The 24,234-nt window shown below is 60.3% G+C and carries 13 protein-coding genes; 7 read left to right on the top strand and 6 right to left on the bottom strand.

Going from position 1 to position 24,234, the window contains the following annotated elements; genetic code table 11:
• The first annotated feature begins 16 nt into the window (after positions 1 to 16).
• From NDB2M1_RS22905 to NDB2M1_RS16310, 4 genes are read left to right on the top strand one after another with little or no spacing between them, the layout of a single operon-like run.
• The gene (locus NDB2M1_RS22905) at positions 17 to 2,776 is read left to right on the top strand and encodes an McrB family protein (RefSeq protein WP_072383934.1); all 2,760 of its coding nucleotides are present in this window, start codon (positions 17 to 19) and stop codon (positions 2,774 to 2,776) included.
• Entirely contained in the window at positions 2,773 to 3,516 is a 744-nt protein-coding gene (locus tag NDB2M1_RS16320; protein WP_072383933.1) for a PGN_0703 family putative restriction endonuclease, read from the top strand. Before NDB2M1_RS22905 ends, NDB2M1_RS16320 begins: the two co-directional genes overlap by 4 nt.
• On the top strand, positions 3,513 to 4,844 hold the full coding sequence (locus NDB2M1_RS16315) for an McrC family protein (RefSeq protein ID WP_072383932.1): 1,332 nt from the start codon (positions 3,513 to 3,515) through the stop codon (positions 4,842 to 4,844). The genes NDB2M1_RS16320 and NDB2M1_RS16315 overlap by 4 nt, the downstream gene beginning before the upstream one ends.
• 7 nt (positions 4,845 to 4,851) lie before the next feature.
• The gene (locus tag NDB2M1_RS16310) at positions 4,852 to 5,829 is read left to right on the top strand and encodes a helix-turn-helix transcriptional regulator (RefSeq protein WP_072383931.1); all 978 of its coding nucleotides are present in this window, start codon (positions 4,852 to 4,854) and stop codon (positions 5,827 to 5,829) included.
• A 209-nt stretch (positions 5,830 to 6,038) separates the two neighbouring features.
• Here NDB2M1_RS16310 and NDB2M1_RS16305 read toward each other — a convergent pair whose 3' ends face one another.
• The 6 genes from NDB2M1_RS16305 to NDB2M1_RS22150 form a co-directional block, all read right to left on the bottom strand.
• Entirely contained in the window at positions 6,039 to 9,104 is a 3,066-nt protein-coding gene (locus NDB2M1_RS16305) for a type III restriction-modification system endonuclease (RefSeq protein WP_371328214.1), read from the bottom strand.
• 277 nt (positions 9,105 to 9,381) lie between these two features.
• On the bottom strand, positions 9,382 to 11,559 hold the full coding sequence (locus NDB2M1_RS16300) for a site-specific DNA-methyltransferase (protein ID WP_216234037.1): 2,178 nt from the start codon (positions 11,557 to 11,559) through the stop codon (positions 9,382 to 9,384).
• A 77-nt stretch (positions 11,560 to 11,636) separates the two neighbouring features.
• Positions 11,637 to 12,296, bottom strand: a complete 660-nt coding sequence (locus NDB2M1_RS16295) for a DUF4391 domain-containing protein (RefSeq protein ID WP_171955425.1) — start codon at positions 12,294 to 12,296, stop codon at positions 11,637 to 11,639.
• Positions 12,293 to 15,580 (bottom strand): helicase-related protein, encoded by a 3,288-nt coding sequence (locus tag NDB2M1_RS16290; RefSeq protein ID WP_072383927.1) that lies wholly within the window; start codon positions 15,578 to 15,580, stop codon positions 12,293 to 12,295. The genes NDB2M1_RS16295 and NDB2M1_RS16290 overlap by 4 nt, the downstream gene beginning before the upstream one ends.
• 514 nt (positions 15,581 to 16,094) lie before the next feature.
• Complete coding sequence (locus NDB2M1_RS16280) at positions 16,095 to 17,567, bottom strand: DUF6035 family protein (protein ID WP_072383925.1); 1,473 nt, start codon at positions 17,565 to 17,567, stop codon at positions 16,095 to 16,097.
• Positions 17,568 to 17,608: 41 nt separating this feature from the next.
• Entirely contained in the window at positions 17,609 to 18,382 is a 774-nt protein-coding gene (locus NDB2M1_RS22150) for a WYL domain-containing protein (RefSeq protein ID WP_072383924.1), read from the bottom strand.
• 73 nt (positions 18,383 to 18,455) lie between these two features.
• Between NDB2M1_RS22150 and NDB2M1_RS16270 the strand changes: the two genes are divergently transcribed.
• Genes NDB2M1_RS16270 through NDB2M1_RS16260 form a run of 3 tightly spaced genes read left to right on the top strand, consistent with a single transcriptional unit; the run spans position 18,456 to position 24,181 of the window.
• Positions 18,456 to 19,601: an exonuclease SbcCD subunit D gene (locus tag NDB2M1_RS16270; RefSeq protein WP_072383923.1), complete on the top strand. Its 1,146-nt coding sequence runs from the start codon at positions 18,456 to 18,458 to the stop codon at positions 19,599 to 19,601.
• Positions 19,598 to 22,672: an AAA family ATPase gene (locus NDB2M1_RS16265; protein ID WP_072383922.1), complete on the top strand. Its 3,075-nt coding sequence runs from the start codon at positions 19,598 to 19,600 to the stop codon at positions 22,670 to 22,672. The genes NDB2M1_RS16270 and NDB2M1_RS16265 overlap by 4 nt, the downstream gene beginning before the upstream one ends.
• Positions 22,673 to 22,711: 39 nt before the next feature.
• Positions 22,712 to 24,181, top strand: a complete 1,470-nt coding sequence (locus NDB2M1_RS16260) for a hypothetical protein (RefSeq protein ID WP_083554917.1) — start codon at positions 22,712 to 22,714, stop codon at positions 24,179 to 24,181.
• The last annotated feature ends 53 nt before the right edge of the window (positions 24,182 to 24,234 follow it).

Raw genomic sequence — 24,234 nt, 5'->3', positions numbered from 1 at the left:
AAACAGGGACAGACGAGTGAGAGAGGCAGAATTCAAGGCTTGGCTGGCAGCGCAAGGCTACGCCGCCTCATCCATTGCCACATGGCGTTCGGATGCGCGCAAGGTCGACAACGCCTATGATTTGGACCAGCAGTTCGATCTTGACGGTGGGGCTTCGATGCTGGCCGAACTGACCTATTCCAGAGCGGATGAGGCAGCCGGTGCTCCCAACCCGAGCAGGCTAGACTACTCGGGGCCGCTCTATTCCAACCTCGCGGACTGCCGCGCAGCTGCCAAGGCCTATTTCCGCTTCCGCAATTCAGAGGCCCGACCTCAAGGAAGGTTCGGCGAGCTCGACCGCGAGGCAGTTCTTGAGGCGGTGGCTGCGTGCGACGCCGTTGCTGACGTCGCGCAATATGTCGCTGGTCTCGAGCTCGGTCAGCCGGCCAAGTATTGGCTGGTTCTTGACGGCAAGCGCTATCCCAGCAAGGCGATCGTGCGCGACGCCCTGGCGAGGCGCGGCAGCGACTGGCTTCCCGGCGGTGCGGAATGCAAGACCGCGCTCGAGCGGCTTGGCTTTGTCGTCATCGACTGGCCCGCACTGCACCGCGCCCGGGATGCATTCCTGCGCCAGATGCCGGATTTCAGCGATTTCCGTGCCGCTGCCGGCGCCTACTGGGATGTGGAGCGCGCATACAAGAATGCTCTGATCGAACAGGCCAAGGCTATCATTGCCCGCGGCGACGATGACCGGGCAGTGGGCGAAAGCCTCTACCGGCTGCTTTCAGTCGGCGGATCTGGCCTGCCGCTCAGCTGGAGGACCCTTTCCGAAGTCCAGAACGCCAATCCCGATCTGCGCGACCGTTTCTACACCGCGCTGGGGGTGCTCGCACGCAGCGATGGCCCGCTCGAAGAAGCTGTCCCTGCCGCGGCGCGCGAGCTTGAAGCGCTGCGTGATGCTGGGATTGCAGGGTTGCGCCGGGGCGAAGTGCTCTCCATTCCGATCACCGTCTGGGCCACGCTGCGCCCCGACCAGGCGAGCTGGTTCAAGATCGCCAAGATCGACGAGATGGGCCGACGGTTGTTCGGCCGCAGGCTGTTCCCCCAAACCGAGTTCCGCGACGCTAACCTCGCCGAATGGCTGCAATTGATGCGCGCGCTGTTCGGGCTGCTCGACAAGGAATTCGGATGGCACCCGCGAGACATGTTCGATGTGCAGGGGTTCATCTGGGTGGCGCTCGGCGATGAGGATGAAAGCGTGCCAGACACGACAGAAACTGGGCAAGCCAATCTCGATCTGGGTGAGGGGCCCTTCTGGTTCCTAGGGGCCGCCTTCGGACGGACCGAGGATCAGCTAGACCGTTTCTTCGAGCAGGGTTTCTGGGAGATCAGCGAGCCCGGGGAGCGGCACCGCGAGCAGGTTCTCTCCATGCTCCCCGGCCAGAGGATCGCCATCAAGTCGACCTTCACCAAAAAGCAGGGGCTCCCCTTCGACAATCGCGGGCGGACCGTATCAGTCATGGCCATCAAGGCGACTGGTACAATAACCGCCAATCCCGGTGATGGTGAAAGGGTCATGGTCGACTGGGACCCGCCATTCGAGCCGCGCGAATGGTACCACTACACCTATCAGCCCACGATCTGGGAGGTCTATCCTGAGAAGGAGCTGGCACGCCACATGATTGCGTTTGCCTTCGCCGGGCAGCCGCAGGACGTCGAGTGGGTGATGTCCAAGCTGTCGAACTGGCGGGATCTCGCCACCTTTGAAGAGGCAGAGCCTGAGGTGGAAATCGAGACCAACGCTCTCGACGCCGATCCTGAGAATATCATTCTCTATGGACCGCCCGGAACTGGCAAGACCTATCGCACTATGGCCGAAGCGGTTCGGCTGTGCCTCGGGCTTGATCGCCGCAATCCTCTGATCGCCGACACTGCCGAGCGAGGTCAGCTGCAGGCGGCCTACCACATCCTTCGCGAAAAGGGCCAAATCGCCTTCGTCACCTTCCATCAGACATTCAGCTACGAAGACTTTGTCGAAGGGCTACGCCCCGTGCCGATCAAGGGCAGTGCTGGGTTCGAATTGAAGGACGAGCCGGGCATTTTCCGGACCATGGCGGAAGCTGCTGTCAGCAGCCCGGAGCAGTTCGTCCTCATCATCGACGAGATCAACCGCGCCAACGTCTCCAAGGTGTTTGGTGAGCTGATCACGCTCATTGAGCGCGACAAGCGGCTCGGCATGCCTAATCCGCTGAGGGTGCTTTTGCCCTATTCCAAACGGGAATTCGGCGTGCCGGCCAACCTCCACATCATCGGCACCATGAACACAGCTGACCGCTCCATTGCGCTCCTGGATACGGCGTTGCGTCGGCGGTTCCGGTTCGAGGAGATGGCGCCGGAACCTGAACTGCTCGGCAAGGTGGATGGCATCGACCTCCCTTCAGTGCTCGCGGCGATGAACCGGCGGATCGAATACCTCGTCGATCGCGATCACCGCATTGGCCATGCGTTTTTCATTGATTGCCAGACCAAAGCCGATGTCGATGCGGTGATGCGCGACAAGGTGATCCCGCTGCTCCAAGAATACTTCTTCGACGACTGGAACCGGCTCGCGGCCGTACTCGGCGAGAAGGACAAGGGCGGCAACTTCCTCACCTGCGAGATTATCGAGGATCCTATGGGCGAGGGCGGGGAGCCGCTGAAGAGCTGGCGGGTGCGCTCCTACTTCGATGAGGGGGCCTATACCCGACTCGTGTCCGCGCGCGCCGCATCGCCCTCCGATCTGGAGGACCAAGCTTGAGCGGGGCGCAGCCGATCTTTCTGCCCGGTGTGCCCGAGGACAAGGTGCGCGCAATCTATGGGCGTGCTGCGGGCAACGAGATCGCCAGCGGCAAGTTCGCCAGCCCGCAGAGCAGTGCGGCGCTGGCGGCAAATGGCTTCGGGTGGTTCCTCGACCGGCCCGGTGATTGTCCGATGTTTCCGCCCGTGGCCGACCTTGGCGGCCCAGTTACGGCGGTCGCGATCGAGCGCGAGCTGCGCTTCCCGTGGAGCGGCGGACGTCATCCGTGGCTCGATGCGGTGGTGTGGACGAACACTCATGTCATCGGCGTTGAGTCCAAGCGCTTTGAGCCCTATCGCGACAGCAAGGTTGCAGAGCTGGCCGAGGCCTATGACCGGGACGTCTGGGGTGAGGGAATGCAAGGCTGGTGCGCCATGCGCGACCTGCTGCGGGCGGAGCCTCGGCGATACAAGCATCTTGATGCCGCGCAGTTGGTGAAGCACGCGCTGGGCCTTGCAACCGAAGGCAATCGGTCGGACCTGTCGCCCGTGCTGGTCTATCTCTACGCCGAGCCGCAGGATGCCTGCCGCAATCCGCAGGAGGCCTTCGTCGCCCACCGCCGGGAGATCGAGGATTTCCATGGCATCGTCGCCGGCAACCGGGTGCGCTTTGCCGCCTGCTCATGGCGCGGATGGCTGGCCTGTTTCACAGGCGAGGCGGCCGATCACGCCCGCGCGGTGCATGAGGCCTTCGCGCCGTGACGCACCTGACGATCCACGAGTGGGGCCATGCCCGTTTCAGCGAGCGCGGGCTCACCCGCGAACATGCCCATGCGCTCCATGCCGCGGCCTGCGAACACCCGCTGGCGCATGATGATGCGACCAATATCCTCGTCCTCGGCCGTGAACGGATCATCGCCCGCCAGATGGTGGGGATGGTCTCGGCCAGGGGATGCAGCCTCGAAATCCTCCCCAAGGTCGATCCTGACACTGCGCAAGGGGAACCCGAGGGCAAGGTGCGCGATCGGCTTGTGCGGATGCTCGACGTCGCCCTCGGGCTGGACCTCGACATCGGCGCCGAAGCCGCGATTGCCCGGCAAAAGAATACCCTCCTTGAAATCCTGATCGACGCCTTCGCCACACGGCTGCTGGCCGAGGTGAGGCGCGGCCTGCCGCGGGCCTATCGTCAATGCGAGGAAGATCTACCGGCCCTGCGCGGGCGGCTCGATGTGACCCGTCAGTTCACCCGCAATGCGGTGCGGCCCGACCGGCTCGCTTGTCGCTTCGATCAGCTGGAGGCCGATACCCCGCTGATGCGGATCATGGCGGCGGCGACTGTGTTCCTTGCTCGTCATACGCGCTCGCTCGGCACCCGGCGCAAGCTTGACGAGCTGCGCCACGCCCTGGCCGATATTCCGCTGATGCCGATCACCCGCCTGCCGTGGCAAGCGGTGCGGATCGATCGCACCAACCGGCGCTGGGAGGCGCTCTTCCGGCTCGCCCGCCTGCTGCTCCAGCGCGACTGGCAGGCCACTCACCATCAGACCAAGGCCCCCGAGGGTCTGACCCTGCTGTTCCCGATGAACGACCTGTTCGAGAAATACATCGCGGTGCTGCTGCGCCGGGCGTTGGCGGGGAGCGGGATCGAGGTCATCGATCAGGGCGGCCACAGGGCTTGCCTTGGCGCTTTCACCGGCGCGCATCTCGACAGCGGCGAGGTGTTCCGTACCAAGCCCGATATAATGCTGCGGCGTGGCCGGGAGATCGTGGCCATCATCGACACCAAGTGGAAGAAGCTGAGCCTCGACCCGCTCGACCGCAAGCACGGGGTAAGCCAGGCCGATGTCTATCAGCTGATGGCCTATGCTAGGCTCTACCGTACGGCCGAGCTGATGCTGCTCTACCCGGGTCTGCCAGGGCAGGGCTGCGCCGAGCGTGCGCAGTTCGGTATGGCGGGCGGGAGCGAGCGGCTGAGGATAGCGACGGCGGACGTCTCGCTGGACGAGAAGGTTCTCGCGGAAGCGCTGCGCGGATTGGTCGCGCCGCCCCCGCTGGTTGCGCCTGTGCCGTCGACGATGGCAGCGGGGTAGGGCGCTCATGGCACGCAACGCAAAGCTCGACCGGCTGCTGACACTGGTCAAAGCGCTTGGGGAAAGCGCCGAAGGTCTGACGCTCGACGAGATGGCTGAGGTGATCGGCGCCAACCGCCGTACCGCCGAGCGGTTGCGTGATCTCATCCTCGTCCATTTCGACCTCGAGGAAAGCGTCGACGACCGCCACAAGCGCTTCCGCATCCCCGGCGCGCTGCCGTCGCCATTCACTCAGCCCAATGTCGCCGAGATTGCAGCCCTGCAATCGCTTGCCGATACGGCGCGAAAGGCAGGATCGGCGCAGACAACGCAACTCGAAAGTCTCCTCCGTAAAGTGCAGGCCGGCCTTAGGCGCGAGATCAAAAGCCGCATGGCGCCCGACCTCGACCCGCTCGTCCGCCTTCAGCGCCACCATGTCCCCGCCGGCCCAATGATCGAACATGCGCCTGAGACCTTGGCGCAAGTGCAGGGCGCGATGATGGCGGGGATGTGCCTCGAATTCGATTACCTCGCCGATGGCGCGGCGGAGCCGAAGTGGCGGCGCGTTATCCCGCTGGGCCTCATCCACGGGCCTGCGACCTACCTGATCGGCAAGATCCCCGGCCGCGATCTTGAGCCTGCACCCTATCGCCTCGATCGCATCACCGAAGCGCGAGTTAGCAATCAGGCAGGCGCGGCGGACGAGGATTGGGACCTCGACCAGTGGATGAGCGCAAGCTTTGGCATCTGGCGCGAAGAAGGCCACGAAATCGTCCTTCGCGTTGCTCCTGAAAGCGCGGAACGCGCGCGCAAGTGGCGTTTCCATCCGCGTCAGGTGATCGAGCAGGACGGCGAGGAACTGGTGGTTCGGTTTTTTTCCGGCGGCTTGCGCGAGATCGCCGAGCACTTGTTTACTTGGGGCGGCGAGGCGCGGATCGAAGGGCCGGAGGAGCTGCGCGAAATGATGCGCGAAAGGCTGTCAGTGGCGGCTCGGGCCGTGGTCTAGTTGTCGCAGATTAGTCGCTGCAATTCGAGCAACGGCGTCTATGATGGTCAAATTATTCAATAACTGACTCGTCGCAACGGGTACACGCTCAGGCAAATCGCTTTGTTTCTTCGTCCCTATCCTCAACCACATCCTTGGGCAGACGAGGCGCGCCGGGCGAGAGCAATTGTCATCTATCCGGTGAACGCCCTAGCCAGTTCCCAACGCGATTAGGTCGTCACAATTTCCATGAGCTTGTTGTAGCTGTCCGCCACACCATACCGCACGTTCGGCGTGGGGCTCTCCTCCGCCAGCTTGGCGAAGAACTTCTTGGCGCAGTTGATTTTTGCCCGCTCGAGGTCTCGAAGCGCGAGCGACGACATCGAGCCCTTGGTTTCCGCGACGAAATAGATGTGCTTCACGGCACCGGCGCGAAAGACTATGGCCCAATCGGGATTGTAGTCGCCCACAGGGGTCGGGATAAGAAAGCCGCGTGGGAGCTTCGCATAGACCTCAACCTCCGCGCTGGTATCCAACTCCCCTACGAAGTCGCGCTCGACCCCCGAATCTGTGATGCAATAGTCGAAGACGTGGTTCTTCAGCCGCTCGGTCGCGCGGGAGAAATCCTGGCCTATCTCAGCTGCGGTGAAGATATCAGCGTCATAGCGCTCATCGATCGGATCGTAGACGAGCTGCTCGATCAGGTGCCCCGCCTTCTGTTCCTTGATCAGTCGCGCCGCCTCAGAAATGAAATGCTCCGGGTTAGCGCGATACTGGTCGAAGATCGCAGGCTCGATGCCGGTGAGGATCTGAGCCACGGTCTGCCGCAGGAGGTCGGTTGCCTCTGAGACTTTGCCCAACAGGTCATACTTCACCGCCGAGCGGGCCGACGCGGCCTGGACGGTTTCGTTGCGCGTGACGCTGAAACCAGTCCCACCCCGCAATTGCTCATCGGTGACCTTGTCCGACTGGATCCCCGTCTGCACGGTGTATTGCAGCTTCGTTACGCGCAGTTCGCTGTTGAGGGCACTGATACATTTCTGGATCAGTTCCGCCGTGTCGAACTCCACGCGGTAGACGGCCTTTCGGTTGATCCGGCTCCAGAGTTCCTGGAAGGCACCCTTGTGAAAATTGTCGTTCAGCGGGTTGCGCTTGGGCTTCCGTCCGTCCTCGAACTTGGGAAGAGCTGCATCGCTGTAGACGCTGTCGATCAGGCTGAAGACCTCAGCCTGGTATGGGACCAGATCGTCATGCAGCACGGCCAAAGTGCCCTCGGCCTTCGCGGTATAATAGGTGTCTGTGATCTGATCTGCGTCGTCGATGTAGTCGTGCTTGATCAGGTAACGGTGAATCTGCGTCGCCATCTGGTCGGTGACAGTCACGGGCCCTTCCGGCGTATGCAGCTGTTTGCCCACGAAGAAGGCTTGGCTGGCCTTGCGCGGCCGGGCGGAGAGGCTTTCGGCGATCTCCTTCTGCAGTCCCGCTACGAAATCGGTGTAGCTTTCGCTCGCGATCACCGAGAGAATATTGATGTCGTGGACGGTCGCGGGATGGTCGAGCCTGTCGCCAAACCGGTCTACGGCCAGTCGGAGACCGCGCCCCACTTCCTGCCTGCGTGAAACCGTGTTTTCGCTGTGCTTGAGCATGCACATCACGAACACGTTCGGGTTGTCCCAGCCTTCCCTCAGCGCGGAATGGGAGAACAGGAACCTGACGGGTTCATCGAAGGAAAGGAGCCGCTCCTTGTTCTTCAGGATGAGATCATAGGCATCGCTATCATCGGAATCCGTTGACCGCGCGCCAACCTCGGGATCCTTCAAACGCTTGGTCTTCTTGTCGATCGAGAAATAGCCATCGTGTGTCTTGGCTACCGGAATCGCTTCGAGGTGCTTGCGCCAGGCAGCCTCATCGAGCGGAAGCTCAGCGAGCACGAGCGCAACAGCCTCGGCATATTCTTCCTCGAACATGCGGGCATATTCGCCGTTCTGATCGTCGCGGCTGTAGTCGCGGTACTTGGCCACCTCGTCGATGAAGAACAGCGACAACACCTTGACCCCTTGGGCGAAGAGCTGACGCTCCTTTTCAAGATGGGCGCGGATCGTTTCGCGGATCTGAATCCGGCGGATGTCCCGCTCCGAGAGGTCACCATAAGCCTCGCCAGCCTTAAGCGTGATCCCATTGGTGAACTCGACGGTGTCGGCGGTGGCATCGATCTGCGACACGACGAAGTCACGGTACTGGTCGAGCCCGCCTGACAGATCGTAGAGGTCATCGCGGAACTTCAGACGTTTCAGCCGGCGCTTGATCGTTCCGGTGGTGTCCTTGATCTCCATCTCCAGACGGGCAAAGGGCCCGCCCTTGCCGCGGCCGACCGTCTCAATCCCCTCGAGATAGAGATAGGCCGTCGTGCCGGTCAGTCCCTTCAGCGCAATACCCCGGACCTGGATCTTCTTCACCAGCTTCTGGTTGTAGGCGTCCAGCGCATCGAGCCGGTGGATCTTGGTGTGCTCGGTCCGGTGCGTTGCCGAATAACGCATGATGAACAGGGGGCGGAACTTGGGAAGCGCTTCGACCGTGGCCTTGCCTTCCATCTTTTGCGGCTCATCGAGGATCAGGATCGGCCGGTTGGCGGCGATCACATCGATCGGCTTGCGTGACTGGAAGTCATCGAGGGCGTCATAGATGCGGCGGTTATCCTTGCCGCTGGCGTTGAAGGCCTGGATGTTCATGACCATCACGTTCAGTCCGGCATCGGACGAGAAGCTCTCGAGCTCGTGCAGACGCTTCGAGTTGTAGATGAAGAAGCGCGCCTTCTTCCCGTAGGTCTCGGTGAAGTGCTCCGCTGTGATCGAAAGCGACTTGGCGACACCCTCGCGGATGGCGATGCTCGGGACGATGATGATGAACTTCGACCAGCCATAGCGCCGGTTCAGCTCGAACATCGTCTTGATGTAGCAGTAGGTCTTGCCGGTCCCCGTTTCCATCTCGACATCGAGATGAAGCGGAGCGGCGGCGGCCATATTCTTGAGATAGGCAGCCGGAGCGGGCACCGCCCTGCCCTTCGCATCCCGCGTGACAAAGCTGGTCAGGGATGGCGATTGTGGGAGATTTTGCCGGCGCTGGACCGCATTGATGTTCGTCAGCAACTGCGCGTCGGTGAGCGCGATATCCGGGTTGCGGAACCCTTCATCGTCAAACGCCTCTGCCTGGTTCCGCTTGCCCGGGTCGATCCTGTAGGCTGGACCGACGCTGAAGGGCTGGCCCGCAAAGCAATCGACCACCGCGTCGACGGCCATGGTCTGGTAGGGCTGAACCTTGAATTTGAGCTTCATGGCCGACGCAGGCCCTTTCTGCATTCATAACTTTGGAAAGAGAATTTTCCGCTGTGCAGAAAGAGGGAAACGACGGAATCCCTTGGACTTATCCGCCCGACCTTTCTGCAAGAGGCCGCAATCATCGCGCATCTCTTTCTGCAAGCATCCATTGCGGCGCCGCCCGCGGACCCTTGTTCACGATCACCCCCTGGCGCCGCAGCTTGGTGAGCAGTGATGTGAGCGAAGCTTGATCCATCGCTCAGATGGCCTTCAGTTCGGTGCCCGGCGAGAGCTGGCGGAAGAGCTGCTCGGCGTTGATGCGATCGGCATCGCGGGCAAAGCTGGTGTCGCGGAACACGGCGCGCAGTGGTGCGCGGGCGGCGATCTCCTTCACCAACTCATCAGTGACGCCGGTGTCGAAACAGGCGATCAGCGCATTGCCATCTACCGAGTAAACGGTCTTGCCATGCAGGGCTTCGCGGTTGATCGGCAGGGTCAGCTCCACACCCCAGTCGATCAGCACCTGGAACAGCAGATCCTCGCCGGTGCGATCAGGCTTTACGCTGTCGACTTGCCCGAAGAGCTCATCTTGGCTCACCTCATCGGGACGGTAGTAAACGTCGCTCATGTTAGAGCTGTCGATCTTCAGCACGCGAAAGCCGACGTCTCGGTTCCAGCCCTCACTGACATTCCCCTTCAAGACCTCCATGCCCGCGCGGCGAATGCGCTCTTTCGTGACTTCGGAGAGCAGATGCTGCCTACCCAACTTAACCAGTAATTTGATGGCGTTTTGCACCGTTTTCTTGGCTGCGCCCGTCGTTGCTGCAGCGGCCTGATCAAGGTCTTCGGGCAACTGCACGACCACAAATTTATAATTTGTGCCTGCGGTCGCATTTGCCGTTAAGACTGCTTCAGCTGTACTCCCAGAACCCGCGAAGAAATCCATAATAATCGCATCAGGATTGCGAGGGGTAACGTAGGCAATGAGTTTTGCCAGTTCTTCATGATCCTTGGGGTTATTAAAGACCTTTCCACCCATCAAATTTCGAAGGTATTTCACAGCGACTTGAGACTGTTTGTAAATCACAGAGGGCCTTACTTGGGTCGCCAGTTCGGTATCACCCTGATCATCGTCTACTTCCTCTAAGAAATCAGAGTCGTCATCCAATTCCTCCGGGATCGGTCGAATGTGGGTCTTGCGCTGAGGAGGATCAGTATGGTCTGCACGGAACTCGACAATTCCACTTTTAATCTTCTCCATCATGGTCTCGTGGGACGAATAGATCCATCCCCGCTCCGGGACGGCACAAGGTTGTTTGGTAACCGGGTGGATGACATCGTACCGTGGACCATCTCCTCCTGGCCACGATATGTTATCATCTCGCCAAGGCCCATTTTTGTCTATGCGTTTGTATCGCGACCATTTTTTAGAGGGGTGAGATTTAGGCAATTCTGCAAACCACGCGCTTAATTCATTTTCCATTAGACTAAAATTGTCACCATGGATGCCGCGCAGGCGTAAAAATTCATCCCAAATTTCTTTAGCGCCAGGCTTTTCTTCGCGCCAAATTTCGCCTCGCTCACGCAGCACTAGCTGATTGCGTGCATACACAAGCATGTACTCATGGCCGAGTGAAAAGAATTTCGCGTCGTTCTTTCGGCCCTTTTCCCAAGTCAGCTGGGCAATAAAGTTCTTCTCACCGAATATTTCTGCGCAGAGCTGCTTCAGGGCAGCCTGTTCCACATCGTCGATACTGATGAAGATCAGACCGTCCTCTGCTAGCAGGTTTCTCGCAACCTTCAGGCGAGAGTAGATCATAGTGAGCCAGTCGGAATGGTACCGCCCCTTGGTTTCAGGATTAGCTACCAGCAGACCGCCGTCGGCGTCGCGCTGCTCAGTAAGATTCTCGTACTGGGCCTTCAAAGACGAAAACTTATCTCGATAAATGAAGTCTTTGCCGGTGTTATAGGGTGGATCGATGTAGATCAGCTTTACCTTGCCAAGATAGCTTTCCTGAAGGAGCTTCAGCGCATCGAGGTTGTCGCCTTCGATGAAGAGGTTCTGGGTGGTGTCAAAGTCCACGCTCTCCTCGCGGCAGGGGCGGAGGGTCTTGGCGATCGGAGCATTGGCGGTGAGGAGTGCTTCGCGCTTGCCGGGCCAGTCAAGCCGATAGCGCTCCTGCGGGCCCTCGACGATATGATCCGAAAGCGTCTGGCGCAGCTGATCGAAATCCACGGCGAGCCGGATATTGCCCTGCTCGTCGGCGGCCTCTGTCACGCAATCAGGGAAAAGGGCGCGGATCTTGGCAATGTTGTCCTGAGACAGGTCCGGGCTGTGCATTTTCATCTTGTCCATGGCCCAAATTCCTAGCGGCCACGACAGCTTTTGTCGAACAGTCAGCGGCACTTGATCGGCAAATTTGGATGGGGCAGCCATGGGAGCATCCCGCCCAAAGGGTGGATGCCGATACCCCCGTAGCGGCTACGCCAGCGTCCACCGTCCATTCAATACAATCAGCCCCTTAGTTCCCCGAGCTTTGCTTTCGCCGCCCGAAGCGCCGCATTCACCTCAACCTTCCGGTTGAACTGCTTTTCCCTCGCCAGAGCATTTTCAAGGCGCGTGATCTCACGCTCAATCTGTGCGGCCTCTTCAGCCCGGGCGACACGCGCTGCAATCGGCTCGTCGTCGCTTCGCTTAGGCGGTAGCAGAGGCTCGAGCAGCCGTGCATAGAGCGTGCCCATGTCCAGCGCGGTGGGCAGAGCCTGACGCGGTGCGTCCCCCGCTTCCCAAGCCGTGAAGGCGTGCGTTGCGGTAACCCACTTGCCCGCCTCCGCCTGGCTTGGGCGCTTCCACGCCATTGCCATCCGAGTGCGCCCGGCATGGTTGAGTTCGAGGATCAGAGGCCGCGGAATGGCCTTCTCGATCGCCACCAGAACTGCCGGTTCGACGTCGGGCGTATGCAGGTCGATCGCGATGACCGCTATTTCCTCGACGTCTGCCGAAGGTCGTAGGTTCAACCGATCCGCACGAAGCACGTGGGTCCACTCCATGCGCTCGACCTGATCGACGAATTTGGCCTGCATCGCGCGCGGGACCTGCGCGGCGCCGTATATCCGGCTTTTCGGGATCGCGCGGCCAAATGCCGTACGCGGCGGCCACGCATAGAGGGTCACGATGCAGCTCCGGCCTCTGCCTGCTCCACAACGACGAAGGCGATCAGTTCAAAGTCCTCAAGACCGCGGATGGTGTGGGAGAGCGCAGTGGTGGCACCGGCCGAGAAAAGGCTGTCGAGATCCCGCTCCTCCTTGGCGTCAATCATGGCGCGGATAGCGGCGTTGAGAAGCTGGGAGGGCCCGCTCATGTCCTGTCCGTCGGCCGTTCGGGCATTGAAGGGCCGGAATGCTGGCGGAACCGGGGCTGTCACGCCTTTGGCCGCAGTCCGCACCAGATCGAGCAAGCGCTTCACCTGGGTCTGATCGGCGACGACGCTCCCATCATTGCCCATGTAGATCAGATAGTAGGGATGCAGGCGGTTCTGTCGGTTTGCCGAAGCATCTCCGCCCACGGCCTTCAAAGCAAAGATAATGCCCGGCTCCAGGCCCTTGGCTGGTTCAGCCGGGACCACCGCATGAAGCCCTTTGGGTGTCGATGCGAGATCCCCATGCTCTTTCACGTAGTTGAGCAGGTCCATGCGGAAATCGTTCAGCCCCAGGTCCGTGATCGAAATGCCGGTGCGGACATCCTCGAGCTCGATGACCTCTTCCTGCAGCCGGCGCAGCTGTTCGCGGCGATAGGCCGTGTCGCTGGCCTTGGCGGTCAGCACATTGTCATCGCCGGTCGCGGTGACGTCGGCGATGATCATGCGGTTTTCGACGCGCTCCTTGAGCTTGATGTAATCGTCGAGGGTGATGTCCGGCCAGTAATTCGCCAGCTGGATCTGCGCATTGGGCGAGCCAATGCGGTCGATCCGCCCGAACCGCTGGATGATCCGGACGGGGTTCCAGTGAATGTCGTAGTTCACAAGGAAGTCGCAGTCCTGCAGGTTCTGGCCTTCCGAGATGCAGTCGGTGGCGATCAGAATGTCGATCTCACCCGGCTCATCGGGCATGATGGCCGCCTTCTCCTTTGAGCGCGGCGAGAAAAGGGTGAGCAGCGTCTGGAAGTCATATCCCTTGCCGAGCGTGGATTTTGGGGCGTCCGACCCTGTCACGCGCCCGGTGTGAAGGCGGTGCTGCGCCAACATCTCCGCGGCGATCTGGTCATAGAGGTAGTGCGCCGTGTCAGCGAAGGCGGTGAAGATGATCACCTTGCGGTTGCCTGGGTTGATCGGCCGGTCCAGCTTCTCGCCGATCAGGCTCTTCAGATGCTGAAGCTTCTTGTCATGGTCAGGCGTGATGCGGGTCATCTCACCCAGAAGGGCATCGATCAGGGCGAGATCTGCTTCAAGATCATGTGCGAAGCCGGGCACGTCCATGTCCGCAAGATCGATCCGGACCTTGCCGCCGACACGGTAGGCCCCGAAACCCTCCAACTCATCGTCTTCAGCCTCGAGTGTTTCGATGTCGTCAGCATAGTCGACGATAGAACTGGCGCTGCGGCCTGAGCGGTAGTCCTCAACCACCTCCAGCGTCTTGCGGATGTTGTCCGCCAATGAGCCCAAGGTCAGCCGGAATGCATGGATTGAGCTTTCAAGGCGCTTCAGCAGGTTGACCGTCATCAGGGCCTGCAGGCTCTTGTCGCGGTCAGCTTGCCGCAGCTTCCCACCACCGCTCGACACATCCGTGTCGTAGAGCGCCTCATACTTGGCAAGGCGGCTCGGCAGGATGTAGCTGGTTGGCGCATAGACCGAGAGCTTGAGCAGCGTCAGCTGCGCAACAATCTCGTTGAGGTCCATGGCGCCAGGCACATCGGTCAGCGGCGGCCGGAAAGACAATGGCTTCAGGCGCTGCGGGAAATGGCCGATGTCGGTCATGTCGTAGAAGGTCGTGATATGCTTGCGTGACCGGGCGATCGTCACGCTGTCGAGCAGCTCGAAGAAATCGAAATCGAGTTCTGTCAGGATCGTCTCCGCGGTCCTTTGCTCGGGCGGCAGTTTGGACCAGCGATTGAAGGCAGCCTGTGCCCGGCGGAAGATCTCCTCGACGCTGGCGGTGGTATTCAGCTTCTCCGACAGCGTGTCTGAGTGACCCTCATAGGCCAGGGCCAGCTGGTTGCGCAGATCATTGAACCGGTTGTTCACGGGTGTCGCGGACAGCATCAGCACTTTCGTCTTCACGCCGGCCCGGATGACCTGGTTCATGAGTTTCTGGTAACGGGTCTCTTTCTCCTTGAACGCATCGTTGTTCCGGAAATTGTGGGACTCGTCGATCACCACCAGATCGTAGTTGCCCCAGTTCACCCGGTTGAGCGGAATGCCGTTCGATGAGCCCGAGGTGCGAGACAAGTCCGTGTGGCACAGGACGTCATAATTGAACCGATCCCGGGCGAACGGATTGGTTTTCAGGTTGGTGTTATAGTTCAGCCAGTTATCGGTCAGCTTCTTCGGACACAGCACGAGAACCGAGCGATTGCGCAGCTCGTAGTACTTGATCACCGCCAGGGCGGTGAAGGTCTTCCCCAAACCGACGCTGTCCGCCAGGATGCAGCCGTTGAAGGTCTCGAGCTTGTTGATGATCCCGGTTGCCGCATCACGCTGGTAGTTGAACAGCTTCTGCCAGACGAGGCTCTCCTGATAGCCCGTCCGGTCATTGGGCAGCACGTCCTCGTCGATATCCTCCAGAAATGCATGGAAGATATTGTAGAGCATGATGAAATAGACGCGTTCGGGGGAATTCTCCCGATAGACCGAGGCGATGTGGTCGCAGATCGCCTCGGTGACGTCTTCCACGCGCGACGGGTCGGACCAGATGGTGTCGAAGAGCTGGATGTAGCTCTGGGTGTGCATCGCCTCGTCGAAGCGGTTCACGAAATTCGACACAGCGTTGCCCTGAGCATAGCCCAAGTCGACTGCCGTGAAGCCAGACAGCGGCATGTAGGCGACGCTGGCCGGCGCACCGTCAACCGCAAGGAACTGCTGCATTGGGGCCGAGGACGCATTGGACTTGAAGCGCGCCTTCTTCCGAATCCACTCAGCGCACTCACGCGCGATCGCACGCTGGGTCAGCCGGTTGCGGAGCTGAATCTCGAACTCCGTCCCGGAGAGACCGGCAACCCTTTTGGATTTCGGGATGAAGAACTCGCGGCGCTCACGCGTCTTTCCGTCTGTCGCACGCTCGGCAGTGAACGTCTGCTCGGTGAACAGAAATTGCAGCTCTTCGATCTGCTGAAGCTCCTTGCGCAGAGCCTCGAACGCGAAAATGGAGAAGCTTGATGCGGCAATGCGGAGCCGCTGGCCGCGCTTGATGTCTTTCTTGAGCGCGTCCCCGAGCAGAACGTTGATGTTGTCGATTATCTGCACGGTTTACAGGATTCCTCCAATTCAGGACTGCATAAACCACGAAATCGATTGATGAAACAGGTCAGCGGCCTTCCGCAAAAAGCATGACGAGCATGCAGCCTCAACGCCAACGCAAAACCGTCTTGGTGGCCAGCATAGCTTGAGCGAGGTCTCGACCATCTGAAAGCCTGCAACTGGCAACGACACGGCCATAGCTCTGCCCGTCCGCTGTACATCGCATCGCTGGCGCTCGCACGATGATGTGACCGGTGTCGCGCTGGCCCTTCGGTCCACCTAGCAAACGAACCAAGGCATCTCTGGCCGCCACTGCAGAAGACGACGGGCATGGGTGCCCTCGCGAGCAGGTCCCATCCATTTCGCGGGCTGCGATGCCGGCGATCCGGATCTTCGGCCCCTCCTTGCACCAGATCGGGCCATCTCCATCCCAGACGGCAACGGGCGTGCAGACAAAGGTTGCAGCTGAGACGAGCGCAAGAAATCCCATTAGTCGTGTCCTGTGCTGGCAGTGGTCAGCTTATGCCGCCTCGCGTCCTTGCTGGTCGCGATTGTCGTTGCCGGGTCGTGCCTTTCGAGATGCTCCCATGGAAAGAAACGCGCACAAACGCTCCTCATCCTCTGCCATCCTGTATTTCGGGTCATGGAGTAGGTCGGCCCGCACAGGCTCAAGCTTTGCCTTCAGCTTTCCTGTTCGATCGTCGCGATACAGCGCCTCTTTTGTTCCAAACCTGCGTAGCATGTGGCCGAAAGCGAGAAGCAGCTCGGGATGCTGGTGGATGAGATGATGGCCTAGCTCAGCGAAGCTCTTGTAGCCGAAGCCAACCGGCCTTCCCGCCCTTGCGCTCTCGATGAGATGGACGATGCGCGTAGCCGTAAGCAAGTCCGGGTATTCCCCGTCCAGACCGTATCCCATGGAACGAAGGCGGTCATTGAGGAGAGCCCATTCCTGATTTCGAGGCATGTCATCGTCATCGCGTGTGGCATTGAGAACGAACCGAAGCACTTGCTCGCTCAGCTCGTTCTCCCGGTCTTCTAGGGCCTGCCTTGCGGCGGCCTCGATAGCTGCGATCCTTTCCAAGTGGGCTGCTCTGAGTTCTTCGCGGAGCCTTGCTACCTCCTGGGCATAGTCGAAGACGATGATGGTCTGGCTGTTCACATCAACCATGACCTCATCCCACCGGACCATTCGCTCAACCCACTCATCGACGATGTCATCGCCCTGAAGGAACGGTTTGCGGTACCAGCATGTCATGATGAAGGCCCCTGCCGCCTCGGACGCTGCTGCCGTGGTTTCATCGACAACGAAGATATTGGAGTTGTTCCCGAAGAGGATGTCGTCAACGGTCATGCGACGATAGCTCGGATGGAAGTACGGCAATACCCAGACGAGCGCAGCCCCTTCGGCACGATAGAACTCCTTCCGGCTCAGCACGACGTCCATGAAGGTTGTGCTCAGCTGCACCTCAAAGGCCAGTCTGTGGGTGTCTGTCCGCGCCGAAACGTCAGGTCGGCGGAGGCCGCAGAGACCTTCGCTCGCTCTCCAGGTCCTTTCTGAGGCCACATCCTTGAACCGTGGATCGGCCGAGAGGCTCCGCAGAAGAAGTTCCTTGACCCGCTTGTGCGCGCTGCTCTCCTGGGCGCCGCGGTACTTCATGGCCCTGATATCGGCTTCGCTCAGATCCGTCCGCGTGACAGCCGGACACGAGCCATTTTCATGGCGATGCCGAAAGAAGAACCGCTTGGTCGTGCTGCAAGCCAAATAGACCGGAACACCGCACGTCGCGCAGACGAAGCGTGCTTCCTCACGTTTGACGAGCGCCTTAAGTCTTTGGCGTAGCAGAATTGCGCGCTCATACCGGAATGCCCGGATCAACCGGCGGACATTGAGCACATGCCCAGTTCGCGGGTTCCTGACAGCGTCAATCTCGGGCTTTGTCACCGCCGATGCCCATGCCAGCGGATCGACGGTCGTGTTTCCAACCATGGCCATTTCCTTTCCTTGTGGCAGCAGACTCCCCTCGCCCGGGATGGCTAACAGCGCTCCAATCGCGCACCCGCCTGTTTTAGCCCCCAGCGTCGCTCGACATAGAATTCGAGCGACTTGCGGACCTCGAAGCTCAGAACTTCCTGCGTGAACCCATATTCCAACCGGACAGCGGCCTGCTGCTCTTCTGTAAGGCTGCTCAGCGGCCGAAGCCGGACTTCAACGAACTCTTCCCAGTCAGCATCGCGCGGAACGTCTTCGCCGACCGGTGCCACATCGAAGGTGCTATCGGGATGGACCCGAACCGGAACATAATCGCGCCATTCGCGGTGGTGGAAACTCCACGCCCGAACGTGCAGGCGCTCGCCGTCGGAGGCAAAATGCGCCGGTGCGATCCATTGGTTCTGACGCAGCCCACTCGACATTGACACATAGCCGATCTCGATCTTCTGCCGCTGCTCGACCGCCTGCCATAGGCGACGCATCACAAATGGGGGGCACTGCCGGGCCGGTGATGGAAGAATAGAAAGGCCGCTCGATGTGGGATGGCCGACAAACTCATCCGGCGAGCCTGCATCCTCCATAAAAGGCAGGCCGCGATGGTGGGGGTTGGCAACATAACACTTTCGGACCGTGTCATAACGAGGCTTCGGCTCTGCAACCCGCTCGAGATATTCCCTCAGATCGATTGCCGCCTGCGGAGACGAAATCCCGAAACGCTCGATCAGGTCCTTCCGGTTCACCTGCCCGCGCCATGTGAGGCACCGGTCGAGATAGACCAGGCGGGCGAGCATTGCTGGCTTGAGTGCAGGATCGTCCATGTCCGAACCCTACTTGACGAGCTGCCGCACGTCTATATAAATTTTATATGCACTTGGATTCGAGGACAGAATAATGCGCATCTTGCACACCAGCGACTGGCATCTGGGCCGCCAATTTCATGGCCTGTCCCTCGATGAAGACCATGACCACATTCTCGTCCAGATCCTCGCGGTGATCGATGATGAACGCCCCGATGTCGTGATCATCGCCGGCGACATTTTTGACCGGGCGAACCCGCCGCAGAACGCGATAACCCGCCTCTCGCAGTTTCTCACAACCGTGCGTGCAGCGTCCGATGCGGCGATCGTTATCATCGCGGGCAACCACGATTCCGCCGCACAAATCGGTGCGATGGGCGTTCTTGCAGATGGCGGCGCGGCGATCGTGCGCGGACCACTGGATGAAGATGAGCGACCGCTCGTGGTTTCCGATGCGCATGGGCCCGTGGCCATTTCCGCCCTGCCCTTTGCCTTCGAATACGCCGCCCGCATGTGCTTCGAAGACGACGGCATCGCCTGCCCGGCAGATGTCATCCGGGCCCAGCTTGCCAGCGCTCGCAAGCACGTGGCCGAGGGAATGCGTTGGGTTGTCGTGGCCCATACCTTTGTCGACGGCGCAGCAACCAGCGAAAGCGAGCGTCCGCTCACGCGCATGGTCGGCGGGATTGAGACGGTATCGGCGGCCGCCTTTGAGGGCGCACACTATGTGGCCCTTGGGCACCTTCACCGCCCGCAACCGGTGGGACTGGGTCACATCCGTTATTCCGGCGCACCTTTGGCATTCGGGTTCGATGAGGAAGGTCAGCAGAAGTCGGTCAGCCTGATCGACCTTGCGGCCGACGGCACTGTCACGGTGGCCGAAGTGCCGCTGCGGCCGCTGCGTCAGGTGAGAACCATCCGAGGCAAGCTGCTCGAGCTGCTCGCGGCCACGGAAGTGTCCAACGACATCATCCGCGTCGTTCTTACGGACGACGCCCCGCAGATCGACCCGATGAAAAGGATCAGGGCATTCTATCCCAATGCCGTTCAGCTCTCCTACGAGCGCAACGAGCGACCAGCAGAGCTCCGCCTCGAGGAGCAGCGCGCTGCCATTGATGACCCGCAGACGCTCTCCTCCGCATTCCTCGAGTTCATCCGTGGTGAGCCCCTGTCGGAGGCGGAAGGGCAGATTGTGGCCTCCACGCTGCAATCCTTCGCTACGATGGAGGAAGAAGCATGAGGCCCATCAAGCTCACCCTCAGCGCTTTCGGTCCCTATGGCGGCGCGGAGACGATTGATTTCCGCGAGGCGACGGATGCCGGCCTTTTCGGGATTTACGGTCCAACCGGATCAGGAAAGTCGTCGATCTTCAGCGCGATTTCTTTCGCCCTGTTTGGCGAGGGGGCAAAGGAGGAGCAAGGCATCGGTACGATGCGCTCTGACTTTGCGCCTGAGGATCTGCTGACCGAAGTGAGCCTGCAATTCGAACTGGGCTCCAAGCGATATTATGTCAGGCGTCAACCTGACCAGGCACGGCCGAAGGCGCGAGGCGAGGGTCACACCATGCAGCCACACGCTGCCTGGCTGTTCGACGTATCGGACGTCGCAATCGATGATGTCGGTCCGGATAACTCGGGCGTTCCGATCGCAGAAAAGAAGGTCGGCGCCGTCCTCAGCCACGTCGAAGGTCTTCTCGGCTATGGCGCACAACAGTTCCGCCAGATTGTCCTGTTGCCGCAAGGGAGGTTCGAGCGTTTCCTAGTGTCGAACAGCAAGGACCGGCTCGAGATTCTGCGGGAGCTGTTCGACGTCTCTCTGTACCGCCGGCTCACCGAAAAGCTCAAAGCCGATGCCGCGAACATCAGACGCGAGATCGAAGACGGCTACCGCTTACACGCAAGCCGCCTTCAAACCGAGGGCTACAGCAGCTCGGACGAGCTCGCCGACGGCATCGCCTCGGCACTTGAACGGTACGAATTTGCCCAGCTGGCAGTCTCGGAGACAGCGGCCGTGCTCGCTGTTGCCAACAAAGCCTATGCGGCCGCTGAAGAGCAGGAAAAGCGCTTTGTCGAAGTCGAGGCTGCGTCGGCTGCACTCAAGCAGCTCGAGGCACAGGGCCAGACTTTCGAGGTGATGCGAACCCGCAGATTCCAGGCCGATTTGGCGCGGCGCATATCGGACCTCGACGCCAGCGTTGCCGATGCCCAGAGGCGCTACCGCGAAGCGATTGATGCGCACGCCAACGCTGAAGTCGGAGCACGAGAGGCAAGCGAGGCTCTTTCGGCAGCGAATGCGACGCTGCTCGATCTCCGCTCCCGCGATCATGAGATCGAAGACATCACGCGCAAGATCGACCAGCTGAACCGCCACAAGCAAGTTCTGGTGGATGCCGCCGAGCGTCTGGCTGGCCTTGAAGCCGCCGAGGCAGGGCTGGAAAAAGCAAAACAGGCTCACTCTCAAGCCGCCGACGCTGAGGCACAGGCTGCTGATCTCTGCGAAGAGAAGGAGGCGGCGCTCGCGGCGGCCCAAGCCAATGGTCTTGAGCGACAGAGGCTGAACGCAACTCGCGATGGTTTGAAGAGCGAAGTAGATGCAGCACAGGCCTTCGCAAAGGCGGCGCAAGATTTGGAATTGTCGCAGGAAGCCTGCGAGAAGGCATCAAAGATCGCCCGCGACGCACAGGCCCGCCATACCGAAGCGGTCGCTGTAGCCGAGATGCACGAGCGCGCCTTCCTTGCAGCCCAGGCCAGCGTCCTTGCCCAGCGATTGCAGGACGGGCACCCCTGCCCGGTTTGCGGCGCCAGCGACCACCCCGATCCGGCGCATGATTCAGGCGATGCGGGCGCACTCGAAAAGGCGTGGCGCAATGCTCAGGGCGCTGCGCTTGCCGCTTCAAAGGCTGATCGCGAGGCCCAGGCTGCCGCCAGCTCGGCCCGTGCCACGCTCGACGCGAAACGTGCCGTTCTGGACGGGCTCACGGAGCCAAAGCGCGACGTGAGCGAGATCGATGGCGATCTGCAACACGTGCTTGGCCAGATCAGCAGTTTGGGTCCGGACGTCGATATCGGCCTTCTCACCGAGGAACTGGACGGCGCACGCAAGCGCAAGCTGGCAGCGACGGCGGCCCTCCAACAGGCTCGAGACGCGCTCGGTAAGGCAACGACTGCAGAGGCACTGGCCCGGCAGGCGTATGACGAGAAGATTGCATCGGTCCCCGAGAACCTGCGCCAGCAAGACACTCTGCAGACCACAATCGATACCGCCAGCGCAGACGTGAGCAGCCGGAAGCAGGCTCTTGCCGATGCCGACGCGAGGCAGCGCGAGCTCGATGCCCTTGCGATCAAGGCAGCAGCCGCACTGCAAAGCGCTTCGACCGCAGTCAGCGAAACCGGCATCGATCTCGCCGCAAAGCGATCAGCATTTGAAGCCCGCCTTACCGAGCTTGGGATCGCCGAGGCAGACTATCGCGCGGCGATCCCCGACATTGCCGAGATCCCTGCACTGGAGCAGGCAATCGCGGGTTTTGACACCGCCCTTGTTGAAGCCCGCGCGCGGGAAACGATGGCAAGAAACGCGGTCGGCAACGCGCAGCGGCAAAGCCTCGAACCCTACCGTCTGAGCTGCGCGCAAGCACAGGCCGCCGCCGACGAGGCAGCGAAGCAGAGCGCTGCTGCTCAGCAGAAACACCAATCGCTTGTCGAGCTGCAGACCAGTCTGGCAGACCAGCTTGAGAACCTTCAAGCCCTTGAGCAATCGTCTGGCGCGCTGCGAGGAATTGCGGAAGCCTTCGACGGTCAGAACGAGATGAGGACCAGTCTCGAGACATTCGCCATCGGTGCGATGTTCGATCAGGTTCTCGAAGCAGCGAACCTGCGCCTCGATCCCATGACCAGTGGCCGGTATCGCTTTGAGCGCGACACCGTTAGCGTTGGCGGCCGATCCAAGAGAGGACTGGACGTTCGCGTCCATGATATCGAGACCGGCCGCGCTCGCGAGATCATCACGCTTTCGGGCGGCGAGACCTTCATCGCAGCCTTGTCCCTAGCACTCGGGCTGTCCGACATCGTCGAAATGACAAACGGCGCCATCAGGCTCGACACTATTTTCATCGATGAAGGCTTCGGCAGTCTAGACACCGATAACGACGCCGGCACACTCGATCAGGTCCTGCAGGTGCTTCAAAGTATCGTGGGCGAACGGCGCGCTGTGGGGCTCATCTCTCACGTGCCGTTGGTGCAACAGGCTGTTCCCAATGGATTTACTGTGCACAAAGGTGCCAATGGAAGCCAGATCGAAGTAAGGTCGGTATGAAGCCGTAAGGTGAGCCCTTGCTCACTGCGACGGGAATAAATGGAAGAAGCAGGGGCAAATATGACCACAGCGCGACTGTTCGATCTGAACATCGAGAAGATCCTAGAAGCTTGGGAGAGCGCGCATGCGGTCCGTGAACTGATTGCCAATGCGATCGACGAACAACAATTGACCGACACCCCCGACATCGAGGTCTTCAAGACCGAACATGGCGACTGGATGATCCGCGATTTCGGACGCGGGCTCCGATACGAGCACTTCACACAGAATGAAAACGCCGAGAAGCTCCAGAATGCCGGGAAAGTCATTGGCAAGTTTGGGGTCGGCCTGAAGGATGCGATGGCAACCCTCCATCGCAATGGTGTCGCCGTGATCATTCGGTCCGCCCACGGCGAGATCACGCTAGCCCAGATAGCCAAGCGTGACTTCGATGATGTGGTCACTCTTCATGCCGCGGTTCAGCCATCACCTGATCCGTCGATGGTTGGCACCACAATTCTTCTACGTGGGCTGAGCGATGAGCAGATGGAGAAGGCAAAAAGTTTCTTCCTTCGATTTTCCGAGGAGGAAGTGCTCGAATCAACGCGCATCGGCGAGGTTCTTCGACGGAAGCCGAATGTGTCGGCACGGATCTATGTAGCTGGCCTTTTGGTGGCCGAAGAGGAGAACTTCGCGTTCTCCTATAACATCACAGCCCTCACTGAGCCGATGCGCAAAGCACTCAATCGTGAGCGAACCAACGTAGGCCGCACAGCCTACTCTGATCGCGTGAAGCAGATGCTGCTCAATGCGACCACAGCGGAAATCGGTTCGGAGCTTGCTGACCAGTTGCAGGCATTACAATCAGGCCTCGGCAGCGACGAAGTTCGATGGAAGGAGGTGGCAATTCACGCCGTTCGGATCCTCAGCGGCAGCGGCAAATACCTATTTGTCACCGCCGATCAATTGATGACCAATTCGTCCTCGGTGGATCATGCCCGGAACGATGGCATCAAGATCATCACGATACCCGACAGCATTCAGAGAGACGTTGTCGGCATGACGGATCTCAGCGGTGAGCCGATCCGTGATCTCGGCCAATATCAGACAGAGTGGAACGATAGCTTCGTATTTGATTTCGTGGAGCCCAGCTCTCTTTCAGCTGCAGAGCGAGCGGTTTTTGAGAAGGTGGAGGACATCGTCGCGCTTGTTGGCGGATTGCCCCAAAATGTGCAGTCGGTTCGCGTGAGCAATACGATGCGGGTGGAACTTGCGACGGGCAGCGATGCTCTGGGACTATGGGATGGCTCTACCCAGTCGATCGTCATCCGTCGCGACCAGCTCTCTTCGGTTTCGAGTTTTGCGGGCACACTGCTTCATGAGATCGTCCACGCCCGCACCGGGTTCGACGATGTCACGCGAGATTTTGAGAACGCGCTTACAGATGTGATCGGTCAAACGGCTGCAACGGCAATTGCATCCGTTCGAAGGCCGAAGTCGCTTCTCACCGGTCTGTTTGGCCGTGCTTGAGCTGAGCACGACGCAACCGATGCCAATGTTTGTCGGTCATTGCTGGAGGAGCT

Origin of the sequence: Novosphingobium sp. NDB2Meth1 (assembly GCF_900117425.1) — a bacterium.
GTDB lineage: Bacteria > Pseudomonadota > Alphaproteobacteria > Sphingomonadales > Sphingomonadaceae > Novosphingobium.
This window is presented reverse-complemented; position numbering and strand designations above follow the sequence as displayed.

Coding starts and splice junctions, on each gene's coding strand:
- NDB2M1_RS22150 (WP_072383924.1), bottom strand. CDS start 18,382: ATGGACGATCCTGCACTCAAGCCAGCAATGCTCGCCCGCCTGGTCTAT.
- NDB2M1_RS16265 (WP_072383922.1), top strand. CDS start 19,598: ATGAGGCCCATCAAGCTCACCCTCAGCGCTTTCGGTCCCTATGGCGGC.
- NDB2M1_RS16270 (WP_072383923.1), top strand. CDS start 18,456: ATGCGCATCTTGCACACCAGCGACTGGCATCTGGGCCGCCAATTTCAT.
- NDB2M1_RS16260 (WP_083554917.1), top strand. CDS start 22,712: ATGGAAGAAGCAGGGGCAAATATGACCACAGCGCGACTGTTCGATCTG.
- NDB2M1_RS16310 (WP_072383931.1), top strand. CDS start 4,852: ATGGCACGCAACGCAAAGCTCGACCGGCTGCTGACACTGGTCAAAGCG.
- NDB2M1_RS16280 (WP_072383925.1), bottom strand. CDS start 17,567: ATGGCCATGGTTGGAAACACGACCGTCGATCCGCTGGCATGGGCATCG.
- NDB2M1_RS16305 (WP_371328214.1), bottom strand. CDS start 9,104: ATGGCCGTCGACGCGGTGGTCGATTGCTTTGCGGGCCAGCCCTTCAGC.
- NDB2M1_RS16300 (WP_216234037.1), bottom strand. CDS start 11,559: ATGGCTGCCCCATCCAAATTTGCCGATCAAGTGCCGCTGACTGTTCGA.